The following is a 16810-nucleotide window of genomic DNA, read 5'->3' on the forward strand; positions in this document are numbered from 1 at the left end:
GAGCTCGGTGAACTGGGTCGATCTGCTGGTGGTGGCGCTGGCGTTGCTGGCCGCCGTGTCCGGCGCGCGCAACGGCCTGGTCACGGCCCTGTTCTCGTTCCTCGGCGTGTTCGTCGGGGCGATCGTGGGGTTGCGGGTGGCGCCGCTGCTGCTGGAGCGGCTGGACAGCCAACCGGCCCGGGTCGGGTTCGGCGTGGGCATCGTGGTGCTGCTGGTGGCCTTCGGCGAGACGTTCGGCATGTGGGCCGGGCGGGAGCTGCGCGACCGGATCACCTCGGCGAAGCTGACCGGCGTGGACAACGTGCTCGGCGCGGTGCTGCAGTGCGCGGCCGTGTTCGTGGTGGCGTGGCTGGTGGCGCTGCCGTTCACGTCCGCTTCGGCGATGCCGGGGCTGGCTTCGTCGATCACCCGGTCCTCGGTGCTGCGCACGGTGGATTCGGTGATGCCGGCGGCGGTGAAGTCGTTGCCGGACGAGCTGCGCCGGATGCTCGGGGTCAGCGGCTTCCCGGACGCGCTGGAACCGTTCTCGCAGACCCCGGTGGCCGCGATCGATCCGCCGGACCCGGCGCTGGCCTCCAGCGACGTGGTGCGCAACGCGCAGACCAGCGTGGTGAAGGTCCGCGGCCGCGCGTCCTCGTGCGCGCGGGCGCTGGAGGGCACCGGTTTCGTGGTCGCGCCGCACCGGGTGATGACCAACGCGCACGTCGTCGCGGGCACCGACCGGGTGTCGATCGAGGTCGGCCGCGGCCAGTTCGACGCGGAAGTGGTGCTGTTCGACCCGTCCACGGACGTTGCGGTGCTGTCGGTGCCGGACCTGGACGCGGACGCGATGCCGTTGGACCGCTCCGAGGTGCCGCCCGGCGGCAACGCGATCGCGCTCGGCTACCCGCTGGACGGGCCGTACACGGCCGCCGCAGGCCGGGTGCGCGAGCGGATCAACCTGCGCGGCCCGGACATCTACGACGGCAACACCGTGGTCCGCGACGTGTACACGGTGCGCGGGAAGGTGCAGAGCGGGAACTCGGGCGGTCCGCTGATCGACGCGGAGGGCGACGTCGTCGGCGTCGTGTTCGGCGCGGCCGTGGACGACCCGGACACCGGGTTCGCGCTGACCGCCGACGAGGTGTCCGACGAGGTCGCGCAAGCCTCCGCGCTGAACACCCCGGTGTCCACGGGGGAGTGCACCGCGGGCTGAGCCCGGGCGCGAAAAACCGCCCGGTCCACGTGCGGGACCGGGCGGTTTCGTCGGCTGCGGCCGGGTTCAGTTCAGCGAGCGGAGTCACGGCTTGCGGTGCCCGCGGACCCGGACCACTTCCCGAACAGCGGCTAGCTTTCGATGGCTTGTTCCTCGGATTGGCCGCGTCGCTGCGCCAGCTGCTTGGTGTCCTTGAGCGTGGCGATGGTGCGCTTCGGTGCCCGGATCTTGCGCACCCGCCGGTAGCCGAGCAGCCCGAACACGCCGGCCACCAGCAGCATCAGCAGGAAGGTGATCCCGAACGACGCCCACCGCCAGATCCCGAGCGCGTGCAGCCCTTCGGCGAGCGTGAAGAACAGGAAGAACATGCTGAACGCGAGCACGGCCAGCGCGAGGATGAAGAAGACGCTGCCCTTGACGCCCTTCTTGACCTCACCGGTGATTTCGGTCTTGGCGAGTTCGATCTCGCCGCGCACCAGGGTCGACAAGTGCGTCGTCGCGTCCCGCACGAGCGTGCCGACGGACTGCTCGCCGCCCGCGCCGGTGCCCTCCTCGGACAGCGGGAGGGACGTGACGGCCGACGCCGCGGCGCTGTCGCTGCTGCCTTGCTGGTTCTTCTGGGCGTTCACGCCCGCCATCGTGCCACGTGGCCCGACCGGCAACCGAGCGAGACTCGCTCGGTGTTACCGGCGGGTGATCTCGGCTCGTCGGTGAGCTCGATTTGCCGAGGTGATCGCTCGGCGCGACCTCTTAGGCGCCGTCTCGCCGCGTGCCGCGGCGGCGCAGCAGCATCGCCGATGCGGCGAGGGAGGCGAGGGCGGAGGCGAGCAGCACGGCGGCCTTGGCGCGTTCGGCGGCGTCACCGGCCAGCGAGAGTTCGGCGATCAGCAGGCTCACCGTGAAGCCGACCCCGCCGAGCATCGCCAGCGCCGCCATGTCCCGCCAGGTCACGCCGGTCGGGGAGGCGGCAAGGCCCAGTTTCACCGCGGCGAACGAGGTGCCGAGGATGCCGATGAACTTCCCGACGAACAGTCCGGCCATCACCGCGACCGCGACCCGGTCCTGGAACATCTCGCCGAGCGCTGCGGCGTCCACCGGAACCCCGGCGGCGAAGAACGCGAACACCGGCACCACCAGCCCGGCCGACCAGGGCTGCAGCCGGTGCTCCAGCCGCATCGACGGCGAGGCGTCCTCGTCCGGGTCGCGCTTGACGCGGGTCAGCAGGCCGAGCGCGACACCGGCGATCGTGGCGTGGATGCCGCTGCTGTGCACCGCGATCCACGTGGCCAGCGCCAGCGGGACGTAGAGGTAGGCGGTACTGATCCGCTTGTGCTGGGCGAACCAGTAGGCCGCGCACAGCACGACGGCCGCCAGCAGCGCCAGCAGGTTCAATCCCTGCGTGAACAGCACCGCGATCACGACGATCGCCCCGAGGTCGTCCACCACGGCGAGGCTGAGCAGGAACACCCGCGCGGCCGTCGGCATCCCCGACCCGGTCAGCGACAGCACCCCGAGCGCGAACGCGATGTCGGTGGCCACCGGGATCGCCCACGCCTGTCCGGCGCCGGGGGCGCCGTGCCCGATCGCGAAGGCGAGCACCGCGGGCACGATCATGCCGCCCAGCGCGGCCAGCACCGGCAGCAGCGCCCGCTTGCGGTCGGCGAGTTCGCCGACGACCAGTTCGCGTTTGAGCTCCAGGCCCGCGACGAAGAAGAAGATCGCCAGCAGGCCGTCCTTGGCCCACTCGCCGATGCTCAGGTCCAGGTGCAGCGCCTGCGGCCCGAGCTGGAAGTCGCGCACCGCCTGGTAGAGCCCGCCGGCAGGCGAGTTCGCCGCGATCAGCGCGATGGCGGTCGCCGCCAGCAGCACCATGCCGCCGACCGTCTCGGTCCGCAGGTACTCCCCGAAGTCGAACGCCCTGGCCCGGACGCGTCCGCGGGGCGACTGGTCGTTGTCGGGTTCGGTCATCGGCCGGGCCTCCTGGACGTACGCGGTCACACCACGCCGACCAGACTTCCCGGCACACCCTGGCAAGACCCTAACAGCAGCACTTCAGCTCGCGGCCGACCGCAGAGTGCAGGCCCCCTCGGTCGCGAAGGGGCCTGCACTCGGGTCAGCGGATCACTCCTCCGCGGACTTGCTGATGCCCTTCGAGATCTGGTCCATCACCGAGGAGTCGGCCAGCGTGGACACGTCGCCGACCTCCCGGTTCTCCGCGACGTCCCGCAGCAGCCTGCGCATGATCTTGCCGGAGCGGGTCTTCGGCAGCTCCTGCACGACCATGATCTGCCGGGGCTTGGCGATCGGCCCGATCTCGCGGGTGACGTGGTCGCGCAGCGCCTGCATCGCGGCCTCGCCACCGGCTTCGTCCGCGGCGTTGCCGCGCAGGATCACGAACGCGACGATGCCCTCGCCGGTCGTGGCGTCCTTGGCGCCGACCACCGCGGCCTCGGCCACCGTCGGGTGCGACACCAGCGCGGACTCCACCTCGGTCGTGGAGATGCGGTGCCCGGAGACGTTCATGACGTCGTCCACCCGGCCCAGCAGCCAGAGGTCGCCGTCCTCGTCGTACTTCGCCCCGTCACCCGCGAAGTAGTAGCCGAGGTCGGCGAACTTCGACCAGTAGGTGTCCTTGAACCGCTGGTCATCGCCCCAGATGCCGCGCAGCATCGACGGCCACGGCTGGTCCAGCACCAGCAGCCCACCGCCGCCGGGGCCGACGTCCGCGCCGGACTCGTCGACCACCTTCGCCGAGATGCCGGGCAGCGGTACCTGCGCCGAACCGGGCTTGGTGGCGGTCACCCCGGGCAGCGGCGAGATCATGATCGCGCCGGTCTCGGTCTGCCACCAGGTGTCCACGATCGGCGCGGTGCCGCCGCCGATGTGCTCGCGGTACCACATCCACGCCTCCGGGTTGATCGGCTCGCCGACCGAGCCCAGCACCCGCAGCGTCGAGAGGTCGTACTTGGCGGGGAACTCCGAGCCCCACTTCATGAAGGTGCGGATCGTGGTCGGCGCCGTGTAGTACAGCGAAACGCCGTACTTCTGCACGATCTCCCAGTGCCTGCCCTCGTGCGGCGTGTTCGGGGTGCCCTCGTAGATCACCTGCGAAGCGCCGTTGGCCAGCGGGCCGTACACGATGTAGGTGTGCCCGGTGACCCAGCCGATGTCGGCGGTGCACCAGTACACGTCCGACTCCGGCTTCAGGTCGAACACGTTGCGGTGCGTGTAGGCGGCCTGCGTGAGGTAGCCGCCGGAGGTGTGCAGGATGCCCTTCGGGTTCCCGGTGGTGCCCGAGGTGTAGAGGATGAACAGCGGGTGCTCGGAGTCGAACGCCTGCGGGCTGTGGTTGTCGGACTGCCGGGGGACCACGTCGTGCCACCACTTGTCCCGGCTGTCGTCCCACTGCACCTCGGACTCAGTGCGCTGGACCACGAGCACGTGCTCGATGCTCGGCGTGCCCTCCACGGCCTCGTCCACGTTGGCCTTCAGCGGGGCGGCCTTGCCGCGGCGGTACTGGCCGTCGCAGGTGATGACGACCTTCGCCTGCGCGTCGTTGATCCGGGAGCGCAGCGCCTCGGCGGAGAAGCCGCCGAACACGACGCTGTGCAGGGCGCCGAGCCGCGCGCAGGCCAGCATCGAGAACACGGCCTCGGGCAGCATCGGCAGGTAGATCGCGACCCGGTCACCGGTGCCGACGCCGAGCTCGGACAGCGCGTTTGCGGTGCGGGAGACCTCGCGCTGCAGCTCCGCGTAGGTGATCCGGCGGCTGTCGCCGGGTTCACCTTCCCAATGGATCGCGACCCGGTCGCCGTTGCCCTCGTCGACGTGCCGGTCCACGCAGTTGTAGGCGACGTTGAGCTTGCCGCCGACGAACCACTTCGCGAACGGTGCGTCGGACCAATCCAGCACCTGCGACCACTCGGTGTCCCAGTGCAGGTGCTCGGCCTGTTTCGCCCAGAAGCCTTCGCGGTCGGCCGCGGCCTGGTCGTACATCTCCGACGTGGCGTTGGCCGCGGCGGCGAACTCCTGCGGCGGGGGGAAGGTCCTGCTCTCGGTGAGCAGGTTGTCCAGGGTGTTGCTTTGCCCGTCGGGCTGACTCATCGCGGGGAACCTCCCAGCTCAAGGGGCGCCTTTCGTGTCGGGTAGACCGTAGTGCGATCCGGCTCACGCCGACAGGGGTTCGCGGGCGGGTCCGGCCGATCTGGTGGCGGACGCGATGAGATCAGCAGCTTACCGTCCGTGCATCGCAGTGCGCTGTGACGAAAGTTGCATCCACTTGTCCGTTGCGTTCCGGGTGCGATGGGCCTATCGAGACCGGATCGTGCAGGAAACCGGAAGGCACCAGCCGGGAGGGTGCCTTCCGGTATCGGTTCGCCTGCCGACGGTTTCCGGTCCACGGCGACTCGCTCGCCCGTTCGCCGCGCGTCAGCGGCGCGGACCCGTCCCGCGCGCATCCCGCTGCTGTTGGTCGCGGGCAATTCCCGGAAACACCGCGGGCGGGTTCGGAATCGGCCGCGCGCGGTGAACGTGTTCCCGCTGCCGGGGTGTCCCGGGGCGGGGTTCTCGGAACCCGTCCGGACGGATCGGGGCTGCGGGTCAGCCCGCCTGCGTCGTGGCGATGATCGAGATGTTCTGGTCGTCGAAGCAGTCGACGGCCTGGGCGCCGGTTTCCTGCACGGTGCTCAGGTGGCAGTCGAAGCCCTGGTAGACGTCCTTGGCGTACTTGTCGGCGCCCACCAACTCCGCCGGGTCGGTGTTGAAGTAGGCGTTGATGGTGTTCATGGATTCCTCGGCGCCCGCGAATCCCTCGTCGCTCTGGCGGGCGTAGACCTCCCAGAAGCCGCCGTCGGGGCCTTGGGTCCCGCCCTGGTCGATGTCGTTCTTCGTCGGTCCGGGGATCTGGTTCGCTTCGCCCTGGTGCGAGCCGGACGCCGAAGCAGCCATGCTCGTACTTCCGGAGTCCACCATTCCGGTGCAGGCGGACAGGGAAATGCCGGCGGCGAGAATGGAACCGGCGATGGCGAGGCCGCGCATTGTTGTCTCCTTGGATGGGATGCGCATTTCGTTTTCCGTCCGGTGGACGCCCGGCTGCGTCGGAGGTTCATCGTCGGGCCCAAATTCGTTGCCGCGGATTTGCTGCTGAGGGATTTCCCGCACGCGCCGTTTTCGATCCCGAGCGGTGCTTGTGGTGCCCTTGCCCGGTCCGGGTTGTGCGCTCCGGCCGCGGCCGACCGGGTAGCGTCCGGCGGCGTGAACGCGCAAGAGTCGTTGCTCCCCCTGCTGGAGCTGCCCGGCGTGCAGGACGCCGTGACCGCCGCGCGGGCGGCCATCGACGAGATCCACGAGCACCCGGCGAACCGCCGCGGCTGGCCCGCCACCAGCGCGGAGGCCTCGGTGCGCGCGGCCCGCGCTTCGGCGGCGGTCGCGGGCGGGGCGGCCGAGATCCCGGACAGCGGCGAGGTCACCGATCCGCTGCTGGCCGGTTCGCTGCGGGTCGCCGAAGCGCTCGGGCCGCTGCTGCCGACCTGGCAGCGCGCCCCGATGCAAGCCCTCGCACGGCTGCACGTGCTGGCCGCCGCGGACCTGGCGGACGATCAGGAACGGCTGGGCCGCCCGCGGGAGGACCCGGCGGTCTCCGCGCGGCTGGACCTGCTCGCGCAGATCGTCGCGGACGCGGGCGGCAAGTCGCAGGGGCTCGTGCCCGGTCCGGTGCAGGCCGCCGTGGTGCACGGCGAGCTGCTCGCGCTGTCCGCGTTCGGCGAGGTCGACGGCATCGTGGCGCGCGCGGCGGCGCGGCTGAGCATGATCGGCAGCGGGCTGGACCCGAAGGGGCTGGTGGTGCCGGAGGTCGCCTACTTCCGGCGGCAGCCCGACTACGTCGCGGCCGCCGAAGGTTTCGCCTCCGGAGAGCCGGACGGCGTCGCGAAGTGGATCGTGCACTGCTGCACCGCGCTGGAAACCGGCGCGCGGGAGGCGAAGTCCATCGCCGACGCCGTGGAGTCCTGATGAGGGCCGGCTTCGAGCGGCTCCGCCGCGGCAGCCGCTGACCGCACACGCGTCCGGAAGCGTGCATCCGCACCGCGACGGAACCGCTGGTCGACCGACGCGCGCACCGACCCCGAAGAACCGACGGGAGCGAAATGCCGAAGAAGGTCCTGATCGACTGCGATCCGGGCATCGACGACGCGCTGGCGCTGGCGCTCGCGCACGGCAGCCCGGAACTGGACGTCGTCGGCGTGACCACCGTGGCGGGCAACGTCGGCCTGCCGCACACCACGAACAACGCCCTGTGCCTGGCGGACTTCTACGGGATGGACGTGCCGATCGCGGCCGGCGCGGGCCGCCCGCTCGTTCGCGAAGCGCTGACGGCCGGCGACGTGCACGGCGGCAACGGGCTCGGGGGCGTGGTGCTGCCCGCGGCCACGGCACGGGCGATCGACGGCCACGCCGTGGATCGAATAGTCGACGAGCTGGCCGCCGCGCCCGGCGAGATCTCGCTGGTCGCGATCGGTCCGCTGACCAACATCGCGCTGGCGGTGCGCAAGGAGCCCAGGATCGTCGAGTGGGCGCGCGAGTTCGTCGTCATGGGCGGCTCCTACACCCGCGGGAACCGCAACCCGGCGGCGGAGTTCAACGTGCTCGCCGACCCGGAGGCCGCGGCCGTCGCGTTCGACGCGGGCTGGCGCACCACCATGGTCGGGCTGGACCTGACCGCGCAGGCCCGCGCCACCGCCGAAGTGCGCGAGCGGTTCGGTGCGCTCGGGCGGCTCGAGGCGGAACTGCTTTCGCCGATCCTGGACTTCTACGCACAGCACCGGCAGTACCGCGCCGAAGGTCCCGCGGTCCACGACGCCTGCGCCGTCGCGCACGTGCTCGATCCGGGGTTGCTGAGCACCGTGCCCGCGCGGGTGGACGTGGAGACGCACGGCCGGTTCACCTCGGGCATGACGGTGACCGACTTCGACGCGCCCGCCGAGCGCTGCAACGCGGACGTGGCGACGGTGCTCGACACCGGAGCCTTCTGGAACCGCGTGCTCACCGCCTTCGAGCGGGTCGCCGCCGAACTACCGGAGTGAACGGACTGTTCGTCCGGCCAGATTGGTCAGACGGTCCGTTCGCCCGGTCCGTTCGCTCAGAGCTTCGGCTCAGCGCGTCAGCGAGCGCAGCGCGTCCCGCACCCGGCCGTCCGAGACCGCCAGCGCCGCCGCGGACCGCTCCACGTCGGAGCCGGTCAGCAAGTGCACCAGCGCCGTCTTCAAGTCACCGCCCGCGTCGCCGAGCGCGCGAGCGCACTCCTGCTCGGACGCGTCGGTGGCCTCGCGCAGGATCGCCACGGTCCGGCCGCGCAGCTTCGCGTTCGTGGCCAGCATGCTGACCATGAGGTTCGAGTAGGTGCGGCCCATCCGGATCATCACCGCGGTGGAGAACGAGGTCAGCACCAGCTTCTGCGCGGTGCCCGCCTTCATCCGGGTGGAGCCCGCGATCGGTTCCGGCCCGGTGTCCACCGCGATCACCACGTCCGCCGGGGCGTTGCCCGCCGACTCCGGGTTCGCCGACATCAGCGCCGTGCCCGCCCCGGCCCGCCGGGCCGCCTGCAGCGCTCCCATGACGTACGGCGTGCGGCCGGAGGCGGTCAGCCCGAGCACGAAGTCCGAACCGGTGACCTGCGAATCGACCAGCGCGGCACCGGAATCGGTGTCGTCCTCGGCGTTCTCCACGGCTTTCTGGAAGGCGCCGCTGCCACCGGCCTGGTGCGCCACCACCCAGTCCGCGGGCACGTTGTAGGTCGGGATCAGCTCGGCGGCGTCGAGCACCGCGAGCCTCCCGGAGGTGCCCGCGCCCACGTAGTGCACCCGTCCGCCGGAGCGCAGCGCGGTCACCGCCAGGTCCACCGCGCGGGCCAGCTCCGGCAGCGCCCGGCCGACCGCCTCCGGAACGGTGCGGTCCTCGGCGTTGAGCACGTGCAGGATGTCCAGCGTCGGCAGCAGGTCGATGTCCCTGGTGCGCTCGTTGGTCCGTTCCGTCGGGGCGTTCACCCGCGCGGGCGGCTGCGGATCGCGGGTCATCCAGCGTCCTCCTCGTTCCTGGGCCGGTCCGGATGCCTGCGGCGATCCGGGCGGGCACCGAGCCGGTGCCCGTCGACGGCCGCGTAGGTGGCTTCCAGCGCTGCCTTCGTGTCGTCGATGTGCCGTTGCGCCACCCCGATGAACAGGCAGTCGATCACGGTGAGCTGGCCGAGCCTGCTCGCCATCGCCCCGGAGCGGTAGGTCGTCTCGCGCACCGCCGTGGTCAGCACGTTCCCGGCGATCTCGGTGATCGGCGAACGGCTGAAGTTGGTCAGCGCGGCGGTGACCGCCCCGTGCCGCCCGGCCTCCCGCAACGCCTCCACCGTCTCGGAGGTGGCTCCGGTGTGCGAGATGCCGATGGCCACGTCGCCGTCGCGCAGCAGCGCCGCCGAGGTCAGCGCGGTGTGCGTGTCCGACCACGCGAAGCAGGTCAGGCCGATGCGGTGCAGCTTCTGCTGCAGGTCGAGCGCGACGAAGGCGCTGGCGCCGACGCCGTAGACGTCGATCCGGCGGGCCCGCGCGACGGCGTCGACGACCGCGGCGAGCGCTTCGGCGTCGAGCTGTCCGGCGGTTTCCTCGACGGCTTTCGCGTCCGCGTAGGCGACCTTCTCGATGATCTGCGCCAGGTCGTCGTCCGGTTCGATGTCGCCGCCGAGGTCGCGGTCGCGTTCGGAGGTGCGGGCGGTGTCCGCGGCCAGCGCGATGCGCAGGTCGGGATACCCGCCGACGCCGATCGCCTTGCAGAACCGGGTGACGGTGGTTTCGCTGGTGCCCGCCGCTTCGGCGACCTCGGTGATGCTGCGCCGGGCGATGGAGGCGGGATCGGCGAGCACGATGCCCGCGACCCGCTGCTCGGCTCTGGCCAGCCCCGGGAGCAGCGAGCGGATCCGCACGAGGGGACTGCCGTCCCCGGCTTCGGACGAGCTGTCGTCAACGGCCATGTGGGAAACTTACTAACCGCGATCTGTGCAGGTCAATGCGGGTGTCTCCGGGTCGGCCGAGGTTCGGGCGGGGCCGGCGGGCCGCGCCCGCCGTGGACAGGACGGTTCGCACCGGGAATCGGGTTGCACCGTGCGGCGGTGCGCCGATCACCTTCGTGGGCCAACGGCGCCGAGTCCGCGCGGGCTCAGCGGTGCACCGGCGCCCAGCCCCGCGGGTCGAAGCCCTGCGGCTCGCGCTCGCCGTCGAGCAGCGTGCGGTCCCGGTCGGCCACCGAGATTCCGTCGACCAGCACGCCCCGCCCGGTGTACTGCTTGTCCGGCGCGTAGCGCCAGCGCACCTGGACGTGCTGGCCGGGCTGAGCGTCCACGGTGCCGCGCACCTGCCACCACGCGCGGTGGCCCGATCCGGCCAGCGACTGCTGCGGCCCTTCCGGTGCACCCGGCCCGTTCGCGGTCACCGGCACCGGCCGCCAGCTCGCCCCGCCGTCCACACTGGACTCCAGTAGCAGCGGGTCGGCGCCGTCCGGATCCCGCTGGGTGTCCACGAAAGCGTCGAACGACACCTCCGCCTGCCCGGCCACCGGCCCGAGGTCCCGGGTGCGCAACGTCGCCGGAGCCGCCGCGGGCGCGCCCCACGACTCCGACCCGCGCTCCGGGCGCACCGCCAGCGCCTCCGCCATCGCCTGCGCGATCGCCTCCCGCGCCGGGTTGTTCGAGCCCCACTCCCGCGTCGGGTGCACCCGGTTGGTCAGCAGCACCACCACCGAACGCGAGTCCGGGTCCAGCACCAGCGAAGTACCGGTGAAACCGGTGTGCCCGGCCGTGCGCGGGCCGCTCAGCCCGGCCATGTACCAGCGCTGGTCCAGTTCGAAGCCCAAACCGTGCCCGTCGCCGGGGAACGCGCCGTTGTAGTCGGTCAGCATCCGCTCGACCGTCTCCGGCTGCAGGATCCGCTGCTCGCCGTAACCGCCGCCGTTGACCAGCGCCTGCCCGAGCACGCCCAGGTCGTGCGCGGTGGAGAACAAGCCCGCTTCACCCGCCACGCCGCCCAGCGACCAGGCGTTCTCGTCGTGCGGCTCGCCGCGGACCATGCCGCGCGGGGGCTCGGTCTGGAACTCGGTCGCCGCGATGTGGTGCAGCTCGCTCGGCGGCGGGTTGTAGCCGGTGTCGTCCATGCCCAGCGGGCCGGTGATGCGTTCGCGGACCACCTGGTCCAGCGGCGCATCGGCCATCCGGGACACCAGCACGCCCAGGGTGATGAAGTTCGGGTCGGAGTACTGGTAAGCCGTTCCCGGCGGCTTCTCCGGGCTCAGCCGCAGCACGTGCGGGATCCGCTCCTGCGGGGGCAGCTTCCACAGCTGCACCTCGGACGGCAGCCCGGAGGTGTGCGTGAGCAGCTGCCGCACGGTGATCGACTGCTTGCCCTGGCCGCCGAACTCCGGCAGGTAGTGCGCGACAGGGGTGTCCAGGTCCACGTCGCCGTCCTCGACCTGCTGCAGCACCGCGATCGAGGTGAACAGCTTCGTCAGCGATGCGACGTCGAAGATCGTGTCCGGGCGCATCGGCTCCTGCTGCTGCGGCGGCAGCTCGGTGCCCTGCGCGTCGGAGTAGCGCACCTCCTTGCCGAACGCCTCGTGCCGCACCACCACGCCGTCGTGGGCCAGCAGCGCCACCGCACCGGCGAACATCGGGTGCTCGCGCCCCGGCGTCGGCCCCGTCCAAGCCCCGATCCGCCGCAGCGCGTCATCGATCGGCGCCGCCGCGAGCCCGGCCTGCTCCGGGGAACCCGGCCGCAGCACGGTCTCCGCGGAGGAGAACCCGTCCTGCGGGCGGTCGAAGCGGCCGCCCGCGCCGACCGGCGGCGAAGCGCACGCCGGTCCCGCGGCCGTCGCCGTGATCGCCGTGAGGACCAGAGCCAACAGCGTTCCGCGCATCAAGACCCACCCTCGTCAGCAATGAGCACGCGCTCACCGGTACAGCAGGAAACGCTCCCGCAGGCGCCGGAACTCGGCCAGTTCCGCGTCCCACGAGCCGACGATCTCGTCCACGCCCGCGCCCGCGTCGACCATGGTGCGGACCCGGTCGGTGCCGGCCAGCTTGTCGATCATGCCGTCCGGGCGCCAGCCGAAGACCTGGCCGAACAGCCGCTTCGCCGTGACCAGCATGGTGATCGCGATGCGGATCGCGTCGACCTCGCCGCCGCGGTGCAGCTGCACGCCGCCGCAGGTGGCGCCGGCGTGCTTGCCGAACTCGGGCACGAAGTAGGTCTCCCGGAAGCGGAGACCCTCCAGCCCGGCGGCGTTCAGCTCGTCCGCCCAGCGCCAATCGATCCCCGGCGCCCCGATGATCTCGAACGGGTGCGTGGTGCCGCGCCCCTCGGACAGCACGGTGCCCTCGAACAGCCCGGTGCCCGGGTACACCATCGCGGTGTCCGGCGTCGGCATGTTCGGGCTCGGCGGCACCCACGGCAACGCCGAGCCCGCGGCACGACCGCGCCATCCTTCGGCGCGCACCACCGACAGCCGCTGGCCGAGCGGCGGGTCGAGGTACTCGGCGTCGAACATGCGGGCAAGCTCGCCGAGCGTCATGCCGTGCTGCTGCGCGATCGGCAGCGCACCGACACCGGAGGCGAACCGCATGTCCAGCCGCGGACCCGCCACTTGCGCACCGATCGGGTTCGGCCGGTCCAGCACGACGAACTCGGCGCCGGTGCGCGCGGCTGCGCGCATCGCGGTGTACATGGTCCACACGTAGGTGTAGAAGCGGGCGCCGACGTCGGCGATGTCGAACACCACGCGCTGCACACCGGCCTTGCCGAACATGCGGGCCAGCTCGTCCGCGTTCGCGCCGTAGGCGTCGTAGACCGGCAGGCCGGTGCGCGGATCGGTCACGTTCCCCTCGGAGCCACCGGCCTGCGAGGTGCCGCGGAAACCGTGCTCGGGACCGAACACGGCGGCGATGTCCACCGCACCGGACGCGTGCATCGCATCGACGATGTGCTGCAAGGAAGCCAGCACGCCCGTCGGGTTGGTGATCAGTCCGACCCGGCTGCCCGTCAGCGGCTGCCAGTTCTGCGCGGCCAGCACGTCCGCGCCGGTGCGCACCGCGCCGCCGTCGATCCGCTCCTGCTGCGGGGCCGCGCACGCGGCACCGGCGCCCACCAGCGGCGCCGACAGCGCCGTGGAAGCCAGCAAACTCCTCCTGCTCAGCGGCATCGCACTACCAGCTCAATCCGTGTCCGAGCGGGAAGCGGTCCGCACCCGCGCCTTCCGGATCCGGCACCGGGACCGGCAGCTTGCCCTGCGGAGCGATCTCGCCGAACAGCACCTTCGCCAGCGATTCCATCGCCACCGGCTTGTCCGAGTACGTCGCCAGCCAGGTCGGCACCTGCTCGGCGTACGCGGCGTCGTACGGATCCCGCACGGCCGCGGCCACCACCGGCACGTTCGCCCGCTGCAACGCGCGCACGAGCTCCTGCTGGGCGGCGTTGTCCGCGTCCCACGCCGCGTTGATCAGCACGACCGTCACGTCGTTGCCCTTCGCGGCCTGCACCGCCTGCGAGATCTGCTGCTGGGTCGGTGCCTTCCCCGTCGGTAGCGAGGTCGCCTGCGGCCCGCGCGCCCGCACGCGATCCGCCAGTGCCCCGGTCGCGTCCTCTCCGGCCCCGGTGACCAGCATCTTCCCGGGCTTCTGCCGCATCGGGAGCTGACCGGCGTCGTTGCGCAGCAGCGTCGTGGTCCGGTCGGTGATCCGCTGCGCCTGCTGCGCGTGCTCCCGGCTGCCGACGACCCGGTCCACGCGGCCGGTGTCCACGAACGGCGCGTCCAGCACGCCGCGCTTGCGCTTCATCTCGAGGATCCGTTCGACGCTCGCGTCGATGCGGTCCTCGGTCAGCGCGCCGGTGTGGACCGCGTCCAGCACCCCGTTGATGGCGACCTGGAGGTTCTGCGGCATCAGCAGTTGATCCGCACCCGCCCGCAACGCCAGCACCGGGATCTCGGCGTCCGGGTGCTTCGCCCGCACCCCGTCCATCTGCAGGGAGTCCGTGGTGATCACGCCCTTGTAGCCCAGCTCGTCGCGCAGCATCCCGGTCAGCACCGTCGGTGACAGCGTCGAGGGCTCACCGGAGGAATCCAGGTTCGGCACCACGATGTGCGCGCTCATCACCGCGTCCGTGCCCGCCTCGATCGCCTCCCGGAACGGTGGCGCGTCCAGCCGTTCCCACTGCTCGCGGGTGTGCTCGATGACCGGCAGGTCGGTGTGGCTGTCCTGGTTGGTGTCCCCGTGCCCGGGGAAGTGCTTGGCGGCCGCCGACACGCCGGCCGCGCCCGGGTCCTGGTAACCGTGCACGGCCGCTCCGGTCAGCCGCGCCGCCAGCTGCGGGTCGGACGAGAACGAACGCACCCCGATCACCGGGTTGGCCGGGTTCACGTTGACGTCGCCGCTGGGCGCGAAGTCCTGGTTGAGGCCCATCGCGCGCATCTCTTCGCCGGTGATCCGCGCGGACAGGCCGGTGTCGGCCGCGCTGCGGCCGGCGCCGAGCGCCATGTTCCCCGGCAGCTGCGTGACCGGTTCCGGCAGCCTGCTCACCTGGCCCTGCTCCTGGTCGGTGGAGATCAGCAGCGGTATTCCGGCACCGGAGGAGGTAGCCGCCCGCTGCACGCCGTTGGACAGCTCGGCGATCTGCCGCGGTTCGTACAGGCTGTCGGTCCAGCTGAAGTGGATCAGCCCGCCCGGGTGGTAGCGCTGCACCACCTGCGCCGGGGTGTCCACGCCGAACTCCTCGCGGTTCTGCGGGTGCGGGGTGTCCGCGTCGCGGCCATAGGCGTAGGTGACGAACAGCTGGCCGACCTTCTCCTCGAGGCTCATCGCCCGCACCTTCTCGGTGACGGCGGGGTCGACCTCGCTGTGCCGCACTTCCGGTGGCTGCGCGCCCGCGGACGAACCGCCGCCGATCGTCACCACCGCCGCTGCGCTGATCAGCACCGCCACGAGGCGGCGCGAACGGTTCGAGCCCACGGAACCTCCTGGGGCTGCTCGCCCACGGTCCCGGACGTCTTCGTGGGGTCGTCCAGTGGGCTCGGGTGGAAAGTCCTCCACGACAACGCGGATGGGATTCGGAAGTTACCCACCGTGCTGAGCCCGGTCAACGACATTCACCGGCAGGCCGCGCACGTTTCGCGCGGATTTCGCTGCGCACGAACGACGGCGCCCGCCGGCAGGCAGGCGCCGTCTTGCGTGAACGGACGGGTTACCAAGCGTGCAACAAGTGTCGTAACTCTTGGGCTAGGCGTCCGGCGTCCCGGTACGCAACCCGGTCGACGTTTCAGCCTCTCGTGGCGGCTGCGCGTGGGTGCTCCGTCCGCACGCACGGAGCCCGGTTCAGGGGGAGCGCCGCTTCTCCTCCGCGTCGCCCCTGGCCGAGCCAGGGTCCGCAATTCCTTTGTAGTCGGCTGCCCCTGGCCGCTGCAAGGTTTCTGAATCGGTCGCGGACGGCCTCGATCACCTGGGATTTCGCTGCGTTCAGCGGTGCCTGCGCCAGTAGCGCAGACCCCACCAGGCCGCTCCGGCCGCGGCGACCGCGCCCATGCCGACGCCGGCCGCCGTCACTGCCGCGCGCGAAGGCGTGGGGAAGCGCGCGCGCAGCGAAACCGGCTGCTCGAACGCCAGCGACGGCCAGCCGCGTTGCGCGGCGTGCCTGCGCAGCCCGCGATCCGGGTTGACCACCGTCGGGTGGCCCACCGCTTCCAGCAGCGGCAGGTCCGTCACCGAATCCGAATAGGCGTGGCAATCCCGCAGGTCGTAGCCGTAGCGCTCGGCGAGGTCGCGGGCCGCGGCGGCCTTGTTCCCCGCCGAGCAGTAGAACTCGACCTCACCGGTGTAGCGGCCGTCGGCGACGACCATCCGGGTTCCGGCGGAATGCGTTGCGCCGAGCAGTTTGGCGATCGGCGCCACCACTTCTTCGCCGGAGGCCGACAGCACCACGATGTCGTGGCCCTGTTCCTTGTGCTCGGCGATGAGCTGGGTGGCTTCCTTGTAGACGAGCGGATCGACGATGTCGTGCAGGGTCTCCTCGACGATCGCGTTGACCTGCTCGACGTCCCAGCCGGTGCACAGCGAGGTGATGTGCGCGCGCATCCGGTCCATCTGGTCGGCGTCCGCGCCTGCCAGCATGAAAACGAATTGTGCGTAGGCGCTTTTCAGCACCGCCCGGCGGTTGATGAGACCTTCCTGGAAGAACGGCCTGCTGAATGCGAGCGTGCTCGATTTGGCGATGACCGTTTTGTCCAGGTCGAAGAATGCCGCCGTCCGGGGTCCGGTGGCGGTCGGGGGGTTCGCGGGCGCTGTCACGTCGCACAGCATACGACCGGACCCCGGCGCGGCGGGCGATGCGCGGCGCGCGGGCCGGCTTCACTGCGAGTGGCCGACTTCGGCTCGTTGCAGTGAGTTCTCGCCACGTTCGGGCAGTGGATCGGTCGTGGCGTTTCCAGAAGGCGCGACAGGGTGCTTATGTTCGTCCTAATGGACGGGACGCGAGTGGGGGAGACCGGGCGCTAGAGTATGGGGGTCCGGGAACCGGACGGGTTCAGCTCGACCCCCCGGAG

Annotated in this window: 13 protein-coding genes; 3 read left to right on the top strand and 10 right to left on the bottom strand. The window is 71.5% G+C overall.

Going from position 1 to position 16810, the window contains the following annotated elements; all coding sequences use genetic code 11:
- The first annotated feature begins 7 nt into the window (after positions 1-7).
- Positions 8-1195, top strand: a complete 1188-nt coding sequence (locus tag INP57_RS01990) for a MarP family serine protease (protein WP_200068245.1) — start codon at positions 8-10, stop codon at positions 1193-1195.
- A 131-nt stretch (positions 1196-1326) separates the two neighbouring features.
- Here INP57_RS01990 and INP57_RS01995 read toward each other — a convergent pair whose 3' ends face one another.
- From INP57_RS01995 to INP57_RS02010, 4 genes are all read right to left on the bottom strand, one after another.
- Positions 1327-1833, bottom strand: coding sequence for a phage holin family protein (locus INP57_RS01995; RefSeq protein WP_200068246.1), 507 nt, complete (start codon positions 1831-1833; stop codon positions 1327-1329).
- A 112-nt stretch (positions 1834-1945) separates the two neighbouring features.
- The gene (gene nhaA, locus INP57_RS02000) at positions 1946-3163 is read right to left on the bottom strand and encodes a Na+/H+ antiporter NhaA (RefSeq protein ID WP_200068247.1); all 1218 of its coding nucleotides are present in this window, start codon (positions 3161-3163) and stop codon (positions 1946-1948) included.
- A gap of 153 nt (positions 3164-3316) precedes the next feature.
- Positions 3317-5299: an acetate--CoA ligase gene (gene acs, locus INP57_RS02005; RefSeq protein WP_200068248.1), complete on the bottom strand. Its 1983-nt coding sequence runs from the start codon at positions 5297-5299 to the stop codon at positions 3317-3319.
- Between the two features lie 495 nt (positions 5300-5794).
- Positions 5795-6232 carry a hypothetical protein gene (locus INP57_RS02010; RefSeq protein WP_200068249.1) on the bottom strand — a complete coding sequence of 146 codons (438 nt, stop codon included), beginning with the start codon at positions 6230-6232 and terminating at the stop codon, positions 5795-5797.
- A gap of 216 nt (positions 6233-6448) precedes the next feature.
- On the opposite strand from INP57_RS02010, the gene INP57_RS02015 reads away from it, so the two are divergent.
- Together INP57_RS02015 and INP57_RS02020 are read left to right on the top strand one after the other, a co-directional pair.
- Entirely contained in the window at positions 6449-7204 is a 756-nt protein-coding gene (locus tag INP57_RS02015) for a Fic family protein (RefSeq protein ID WP_200068250.1), read from the top strand.
- A gap of 134 nt (positions 7205-7338) precedes the next feature.
- A complete protein-coding gene (locus INP57_RS02020; protein ID WP_200068251.1) occupies positions 7339-8274 on the top strand; it encodes a nucleoside hydrolase in 936 nt (311 codons plus the stop codon).
- Positions 8275-8343: 69 nt separating this feature from the next.
- Here INP57_RS02020 and murQ read toward each other — a convergent pair whose 3' ends face one another.
- From murQ to INP57_RS02050, 6 genes are all read right to left on the bottom strand, one after another.
- A complete protein-coding gene (murQ, locus tag INP57_RS02025) occupies positions 8344-9264 on the bottom strand; it encodes an N-acetylmuramic acid 6-phosphate etherase (RefSeq protein ID WP_200068252.1) in 921 nt (306 codons plus the stop codon).
- A complete protein-coding gene (locus INP57_RS02030; RefSeq protein WP_200068253.1) occupies positions 9261-10205 on the bottom strand; it encodes a MurR/RpiR family transcriptional regulator in 945 nt (314 codons plus the stop codon). Before INP57_RS02030 ends, murQ begins: the two co-directional genes overlap by 4 nt.
- A 185-nt stretch (positions 10206-10390) precedes the next feature.
- Positions 10391-12139, bottom strand: a complete 1749-nt coding sequence (locus tag INP57_RS02035) for a serine hydrolase (RefSeq protein WP_200068254.1) — start codon at positions 12137-12139, stop codon at positions 10391-10393.
- 33 nt (positions 12140-12172) lie between these two features.
- A complete protein-coding gene (locus INP57_RS02040) occupies positions 12173-13420 on the bottom strand; it encodes an exo-beta-N-acetylmuramidase NamZ family protein (RefSeq protein ID WP_200068255.1) in 1248 nt (415 codons plus the stop codon).
- 4 nt (positions 13421-13424) lie between these two features.
- The gene (locus INP57_RS02045; RefSeq protein ID WP_307849856.1) at positions 13425-15224 is read right to left on the bottom strand and encodes a glycoside hydrolase family 3 protein; all 1800 of its coding nucleotides are present in this window, start codon (positions 15222-15224) and stop codon (positions 13425-13427) included.
- 504 nt (positions 15225-15728) lie between these two features.
- Positions 15729-16568, bottom strand: a complete 840-nt coding sequence (locus INP57_RS02050; RefSeq protein WP_200068256.1) for an HAD family hydrolase — start codon at positions 16566-16568, stop codon at positions 15729-15731.
- Positions 16569-16810: the final 242 nt, after the last annotated feature.

Source organism: Saccharopolyspora galaxeae (assembly GCF_016526145.1).
Lineage (GTDB): Bacteria > Actinomycetota > Actinomycetes > Mycobacteriales > Pseudonocardiaceae > Saccharopolyspora_C > Saccharopolyspora_C galaxeae.

What these genes read in the sequence shown, in the direction of transcription:
- INP57_RS02030 (WP_200068253.1), bottom strand. Translation starts at nt 10,205, where the DNA reads ATGGCCGTTGACGACAGCTCGTCCGAAGCCGGGGACGGCAGTCCCCTC.
- INP57_RS02040 (WP_200068255.1), bottom strand. Translation starts at nt 13,420, where the DNA reads ATGCCGCTGAGCAGGAGGAGTTTGCTGGCTTCCACGGCGCTGTCGGCG.
- nhaA (WP_200068247.1), bottom strand. Translation starts at nt 3,163, where the DNA reads ATGACCGAACCCGACAACGACCAGTCGCCCCGCGGACGCGTCCGGGCC.
- acs (WP_200068248.1), bottom strand. Translation starts at nt 5,299, where the DNA reads ATGAGTCAGCCCGACGGGCAAAGCAACACCCTGGACAACCTGCTCACC.
- INP57_RS01995 (WP_200068246.1), bottom strand. Translation starts at nt 1,833, where the DNA reads ATGGCGGGCGTGAACGCCCAGAAGAACCAGCAAGGCAGCAGCGACAGC.
- INP57_RS02010 (WP_200068249.1), bottom strand. Translation starts at nt 6,232, where the DNA reads ATGCGCGGCCTCGCCATCGCCGGTTCCATTCTCGCCGCCGGCATTTCC.
- INP57_RS02020 (WP_200068251.1), top strand. Translation starts at nt 7,339, where the DNA reads ATGCCGAAGAAGGTCCTGATCGACTGCGATCCGGGCATCGACGACGCG.
- INP57_RS02050 (WP_200068256.1), bottom strand. Translation starts at nt 16,568, where the DNA reads ATGCTGTGCGACGTGACAGCGCCCGCGAACCCCCCGACCGCCACCGGA.
- INP57_RS02035 (WP_200068254.1), bottom strand. Translation starts at nt 12,139, where the DNA reads ATGCGCGGAACGCTGTTGGCTCTGGTCCTCACGGCGATCACGGCGACG.
- murQ (WP_200068252.1), bottom strand. Translation starts at nt 9,264, where the DNA reads ATGACCCGCGATCCGCAGCCGCCCGCGCGGGTGAACGCCCCGACGGAA.